The organism is Candidatus Hydrogenedentota bacterium (assembly GCA_012523015.1).
Classification (GTDB): Bacteria; Hydrogenedentota; Hydrogenedentia; order Hydrogenedentales; family CAITNO01; genus JAAYBJ01.
Genome location: JAAYJI010000089.1, coordinates 1 through 6,074, shown reverse-complemented (window position 1 = coordinate 6,074; position 6,074 = coordinate 1). Strand labels below are relative to the sequence as shown.

Sequence of the window (6,074 nt, the reverse complement as noted above, 5' to 3'; positions counted from 1 at the left end):
TATCGGCGCCATCTTCTACACCTCTATCTCGATGACCGCCACCTGGATGGTCTTTGTGGTAGCCTGTCTCATCTCCATGTTCACCATGCTGGGCATGATCAAATGGCTGGAGAGGATCGCGAAATAAATGTCCAAACGTTTCTGAGATACCAGGAGGAGAGTAGTTTTACTCTCCTCCCTTTTTTATACGAAGGTGAGTCTGAAAACGGTCCAACCACTGTCTGTTAAATGAGTCAGCGTCCCACCGTGCAGGCGCATAATATAACGCGATACGCTCAGCCCGATCCCGGTGCCGGAATGCTTGGTGGTGAAAAACGGAACAAAAATATTGGGAAGCACATCTTCGGCAATGGGCTGGCCGTTATTGCACACATCCATATGTATTTTTTCCTTCTCTTCCGACAATTCGATCCTGATCTGTCCCTCTTCTCCTGAAACAGCTCCGGCGGCATTTTTTAACAGGTTGAGCAACACCTGCATTATCTGCGACTCATCCAACTGTCTCACGGTAGGTGCAGTAGGCAGGTGCAGGGTCACCGATATTCCCTTCTCTTCAAGGACAGCCGCTTCCAACACGATTGCCCGTTCGATAATGGATTGCAATGAAACCGGATTCAGTTGAGGTTTGGGGATCCCCGTAAACCGGCGATAAGAATTGACGAAATTTATTAACCCTTTGGCGGTCGTATTAATGGTTTGCAACGCCTCTACGGTATTCTGCATCAAGGGATCCTTTTCACCGTTGGGTTCATCCTGCCGGAAAGCGGACAGCAACATATCGGTCAGCGACGTGACAGGTGCGATCGAGTTCATGATCTCATGCGTCATCACACGGATCAACCGTATCCACGAATCCATCTCCTTATAATCCAGTTCGCTCCCGATGTTATTCAGTGTAATGATCTTCAGTTTTTTTCCTCTCAGGATAACTTCGGAAACTCTCAGGCTCAACTGCATCTCCTCCCGTTCATTGGCTATTTTAATGGTTTTCGTATCAGATGCCTCCAGATTGCGGAACAGATCGGGAAAAGATTTATCGATATTCGCCAGTTGATTGATATGGGTAAACACCGGAAGTCCCAGTAACCGGTTGACGGTTCGGTTTATCTGCACCACCAGATTGTCCTCATTCAGAATGATGATACCGGTATAAACGCTTTCCATGATAACGCTCAAGAATTTCTCGTTCTCCATCACTTCTTTACGGGCTCTTGACAGGATATCCTTGATGCGGTTCATCATCTTGTTCAACTCCTTTTCCCTCCTCGAAAGTTTGGTTTCCGCGAAATTGAACGAGTAATCGCCATTATCCAGCGCATTGAGCAGGAAAATAATGTTCTTGTTGAACTGATTGTAACTCCGGCGCAGTTTATAGAGCAGGAAAAAGGCAAAGAATACGGACAACGCCATGTAAACGTATTCCGTTTTTATGGCAAAATAAGTGCTCATCACTACCGCTGCGATCAGCAGGATCATGTAGAGGTACAGCTTGTATTCGATGGATTTAAACATGGCTGGGACGGTTAAAGTCCGTATTTCTTAATTTTGCTGTAAAGCGTAGGGCGGGAAACCCCTAATTCTTTTGCGATGGCCGATATATTGCTTCCGTAGTTACGCATGGCCTGCTCTATAAGCACCCGCTCCATTTCTTCCAAAGTGGCATTTTCAAGGTCTTTCCTCTTTCCACCGCCCTGCGGCCGGAGAAAAAGGTCGGACGAATCGATTACCCGATTGTCCGACAAGATAAGCGCTTTCTCTATCGTATGTTCCAGTTCACGCACATTGCCCGGCCAGGCGTATTCCTGCATCTTCGCGATGGCCTCTTTGTTCAGCGTTATACCGGTTTTATTGTATTTCACGGCAAAACGGTGGAGGAAGAACGATGCCAGTCCGGGAATATCCTCTTGCCTGCTACGTAAAGGCGGCACTTCAATCTGAATGGTGTTGATTCGATAGAGCAGGTCTTCCCTGAAAAGGCCGTTCTCTACATCGAGGAATAGGTTGTGGTTCGTAGCGCAAATCAACCGTATATCCACAGCAACCGGGTTATTACTACCAACCCGGATAATCTGACGCGACTGCAGGGCATTCAGCAGTTTTGCCTGAAGTGGATAACTGAGGTTCCCGATCTCATCGAGAAAGAGCGTCCCTTTGTCCGCCGCCTCAATTTTCCCGGCTCGGTCACTGTGCGCATCGGTGAACGAGCCTTTTACATGGCCGAAAAGTTCGCTCTCAAACAGCGTTTCGGTAACCGCTCCCATATCCACCGTGACAAGTGACTCGTTTGCCCGTAGCGAGAGTTGATGTATCTTGCGTGCAATCACTTCTTTACCGGTTCCATTCTCACCGGTGATCAATACATTGACGTCTGTTTTCGCCACTTTCTCTACCAGGCGCAACAGTTCCCGCATCACGGGGGAATCCCCCCAACAAATATCGCTTTCCCTGCTCAACTGGGAGTTAAGGACATATTGTTTCTCTTTCAGTTTGCTCACTTCCTTTCGTGAGATCCGCAATTCCACCGCAGACTGCAATGTAGCCAACAGCTTGGCATTGTCCCAAGGCTTTACCACAAAATCCGAAGCGCCTTTTTTCAGGGCGGTTACTGCCAGATCGATATCCGCGTAAGCGGTGAAAAGTACCACCGGCAGATCGGAATTGACCTTTTTCACTTCCGAAAGCCAGAACAGGCCCTCGTTCCCGGTATTGATCCCCGCCGAATAGTTCATATCAAGCAACACCACATCGGGACTCTTTTCCCTCACCATTGCTAACAATGTGTTGGGTGAAGAGAGCAGGATTACCTCCTCGAAATGGGCATTCAGTAAAATTTTAAGTGCGCTGAGTACATTTTTGTTGTCGTCGACGACAAGAATACGTCCTTGATTCATCTTATATACGGTTATTTTATTCGGCGTATGGAATTTTTTAGAACGAAGAAGTAGAAAATAAAGAAGTAAGAATTCAGAATTTCTTACTTCTTGTTTTTATTTTAACAAGAATCTGCATCTTAACTGCATTCCCGGATACAAATGTAACCAAAATATTGTCAAATTATCAACACCATTGTAAAATAATTTTACAACTTGAATTATGATCGGTAAATATAATTATTTGATTAACAAAGACTTAATATTCTTGGCACAGTATTGGTTCCTGTTTTCTCAAAATGAACTATTTCGTTAAGCAATCCGAACAGAAGGCAAGTTTACATGCCTTCTGTCGTTACAAGAATTGAAAATAGAGGAGCAAGGGCGACTCAAATAGTCTAATGTAAATGAACTGAAAATATGAATCGATTCTTATCTCTGTTACTGTTATTATTCGTTGCGGGCGCAACTTTAAAGGCGCAGGAAAAACGATGGGCACTGGACGACTGCATACGATACGCGGTAGAAAACAGTCCGAAAGTCAACAAGCAGAAAGCGCAGAACACCATTTACCAGCAGGATTACATGAATGCCATCGGCAGACTCATCCCCTCGCTGAACGTAAGTACGAATGCTTATTTCAATTTCGGCCGCGGGGTGGACTCCGAAACAAACACCTACACCAATATTAACTCATTCAGTAATTCCTACTCCGTCTATTCCAACTTAACGATCTTCGACGGCTTCTCCAATATCTACAGGATAAAAATGCAGAAAGCGAATAAGCTTGCGGGGAAACAGCAGTTGGAACAAGAACGGGAGATGGTGGCTTACGACACGATGGAAGCGTATTTCAACGTGCTCTACCATAAGCGGATGGTCCAGTTGGCGCAAGAACAGGCGGAAGAGAGCGCCAATAACATGAAGCAGGCAAAACGGATGGAAGAGCTGGGCATGAAAGCCAAACCCGACGTGGCGGAAATGGCGGCCAAAGAAGCAGCCGACATCTACAATCTTACGCGGCAAAAAAATCTGCTCACCATCGGCATTATTCTGCTCAAGGAAAAAATGAATTTTCCGGTGGATGAAGAACTGGATATCACCGATAAACAGGCCGTCGAATTGATAGTCAAATCGAGCGAGTCGGTTCCGGCGATTTATGAAACGGCCAAAACAATCAACCCAAAAGCGTTGTCCGCCGAGTCGACCCTGAAGGTGCAAGAGATGAATCGGCGTTCCGCCATCGCCGGTTTTTCCCCTGTCATCTCGATGGAAGCGGGTCTGTCCACAGGGTTTGTAAGATACCTCGACGGAAGCGATTATGCCACGTTCTACGAACAGCTTAGAAATAAACGGGGAACCTATGTCGGATTTACGTTGTCCGTCCCCCTGTTCAACGGTTTCTCAAAATCGACCACCTACAAACGGAGCAAAGCACAGGTGGTCATTGCCAAAAACGAGTTTCAGGAAACACTCCGCGCGCTCTATAGCGAGATCGAGCAAGCGGTGGCGGACATGAACGGGCAGGCAGACGCTTACTTGCAGGCGGTGAAACAGCGGGAAGCGATGGAAACCGCACACGAAGCAAACCAGAGGAAATATGAAGAAGGATTGATCAGCTCACTCGAACTGCATACCAGCGCCAATCGCGTAGTAGAGGCAAAAGCCGAAGAGCTGAACGCCGAATTGCATTACCGGTTAAAAGCGCGTCTGGTGCGCTATTACATGGGAGAGTCTTTCGTAGAAGGTGGAGAGATGATGGGACAATGAAATGAATCAGTAAAATCAATAAATCAGTAAACGATATGACGGACATCTTAATTGAGAAGAAAAAAGGATTGAAAAAGAAACATATTCCCTTCATCATTGGCGGGGCAATATTTGCGACGGTTATTGTATGGCTGATCTTCGGCAATCACGCATCAAAACTGAATGTGGAGGCCAACCGTATCTCTATTCAATCCGCAACCCGCGGCGAATTTAATGATTACATACGCGTCAGCGGACAGGTACAACCCATAAGCACCATACAACTGAGTGCCATCGAGGGCGGCATGGTGGAAGCGAAACTGGTGGAAGAAGGTGCCGGAGTGAAAAAAGGCGATATCATCGTCCGGCTGAGCAATTCGATGCTGAGCCTAAACATATTGGACAGCGAAGCGCAACTGGCCGAAAAGCAGAACTTCCTGCGCAACACACAGGTAGCGATGGAGCAGGACAAGCTGACGCTGAAAAAGGAAAAATTACAACTTGATCTAGATGTTACCCGCAAACAACGCAAGTATGCACAGTACCAAAAACTGTATGAAGAGGAGTTAACTTCCAAGGAAGAGTACCTGCAGGCAAAAGAGGATTACGAATTTGCCGTGGATGGGCGGCAATTGGTTGTAGAACGCCAGAAGCAAGATTCTATTTATCGCAGTGTGCAAATCGACCAGATGGAGGAGAGCCTGCACAATATGCGCCAGAACCTGATGCTGATACATCAGCGGAGCGAGAACCTGAATATCAAAGCACCGGTGGATGGGCAGTTAGGCTTGCTGGATGTAGAGATCGGACAAAATATTCCTACCGGAGGACGCATCGGGCAGATCAGTGTATTGTCCGACTACAAGGTGGAAGCCTTGATCGACGAACACTATATCGACCGTGTAAGGAACGGGCTGGATGCCACATTTGAACGGCAGGATAGAAACTTCGCGCTGCGCGTGCGCAAGGTATTCCCCGAAGTGCGTGACAAGCAGTTCAGAACAGAATTTATGTTCGAGGGCGAACGTCCCGACAACATCCGTGCCGGGCAGACCTATTACATCAGCCTGCAACTCGGACAACCGGTAGAAGCGGTCTTGATACCACGCGGGCCGTTCTATCAGACCACTGGCGGGCAATGGATATTCGTCGTTACCGCAGAGGGGAACAAAGCTGTAAAACGCAAAATTACCATTGGGCGGCAAAACCCCAACTATTACGAAGTGACGAGCGGACTCGAGACGGGAGAAAAAGTGATTACCTCCAGCTACGAAACATTCGGCACGGCAGAAGAGTTGATTTTAAAATAAAGAAATTGCCATTGAATTCCTTATAGGAGATTCTCAAGATTCACCAAGCAAAACAGCTATTACAAAGAAAACATTGGGAAACATCGTGTTACTTAGTAAGAATTTCTTTTATATTGAAATGCTTTAGATGTCGAGTATATTAAAT

Annotated in this window: 4 protein-coding genes; 2 read left to right on the top strand and 2 right to left on the bottom strand. The window is 46.7% G+C overall.

From position 1 onward, the window contains the following. Positions 1 to 183: 183 nt before the first annotated feature. Entirely contained in the window at positions 184 to 1,512 is a 1,329-nt protein-coding gene (locus tag GX117_04185; protein NLO32542.1) for a PAS domain-containing protein, read from the bottom strand. A gap of 11 nt (positions 1,513 to 1,523) precedes the next feature. Continuing rightward, on the bottom strand, positions 1,524 to 2,891 hold the full coding sequence (locus GX117_04180) for a sigma-54-dependent Fis family transcriptional regulator (GenBank protein ID NLO32541.1): 1,368 nt from the start codon (positions 2,889 to 2,891) through the stop codon (positions 1,524 to 1,526). A 399-nt stretch (positions 2,892 to 3,290) separates the two neighbouring features. On the opposite strand from GX117_04180, the gene GX117_04175 reads away from it, so the two are divergent. Both GX117_04175 and GX117_04170 read left to right on the top strand, forming a co-directional pair. Continuing rightward, the gene (locus tag GX117_04175) at positions 3,291 to 4,640 is read left to right on the top strand and encodes a TolC family protein (protein NLO32540.1); all 1,350 of its coding nucleotides are present in this window, start codon (positions 3,291 to 3,293) and stop codon (positions 4,638 to 4,640) included. A gap of 35 nt (positions 4,641 to 4,675) precedes the next feature. Further along, positions 4,676 to 5,929 carry an HlyD family efflux transporter periplasmic adaptor subunit gene (locus GX117_04170; GenBank protein ID NLO32539.1) on the top strand — a complete coding sequence of 418 codons (1,254 nt, stop codon included), beginning with the start codon at positions 4,676 to 4,678 and terminating at the stop codon, positions 5,927 to 5,929. Positions 5,930 to 6,074 lie beyond the last annotated feature (145 nt).

Excerpts from the sequence above, each read along its gene's own strand:
- GX117_04185 (NLO32542.1), bottom strand. The coding sequence starts at position 1,512 with ATGTTTAAATCCATCGAATACAAGCTGTACCTCTACATGATCCTGCTG.
- GX117_04180 (NLO32541.1), bottom strand. The coding sequence starts at position 2,891 with ATGAATCAAGGACGTATTCTTGTCGTCGACGACAACAAAAATGTACTC.
- GX117_04175 (NLO32540.1), top strand. The coding sequence starts at position 3,291 with ATGAATCGATTCTTATCTCTGTTACTGTTATTATTCGTTGCGGGCGCA.
- GX117_04170 (NLO32539.1), top strand. The coding sequence starts at position 4,676 with ATGACGGACATCTTAATTGAGAAGAAAAAAGGATTGAAAAAGAAACAT.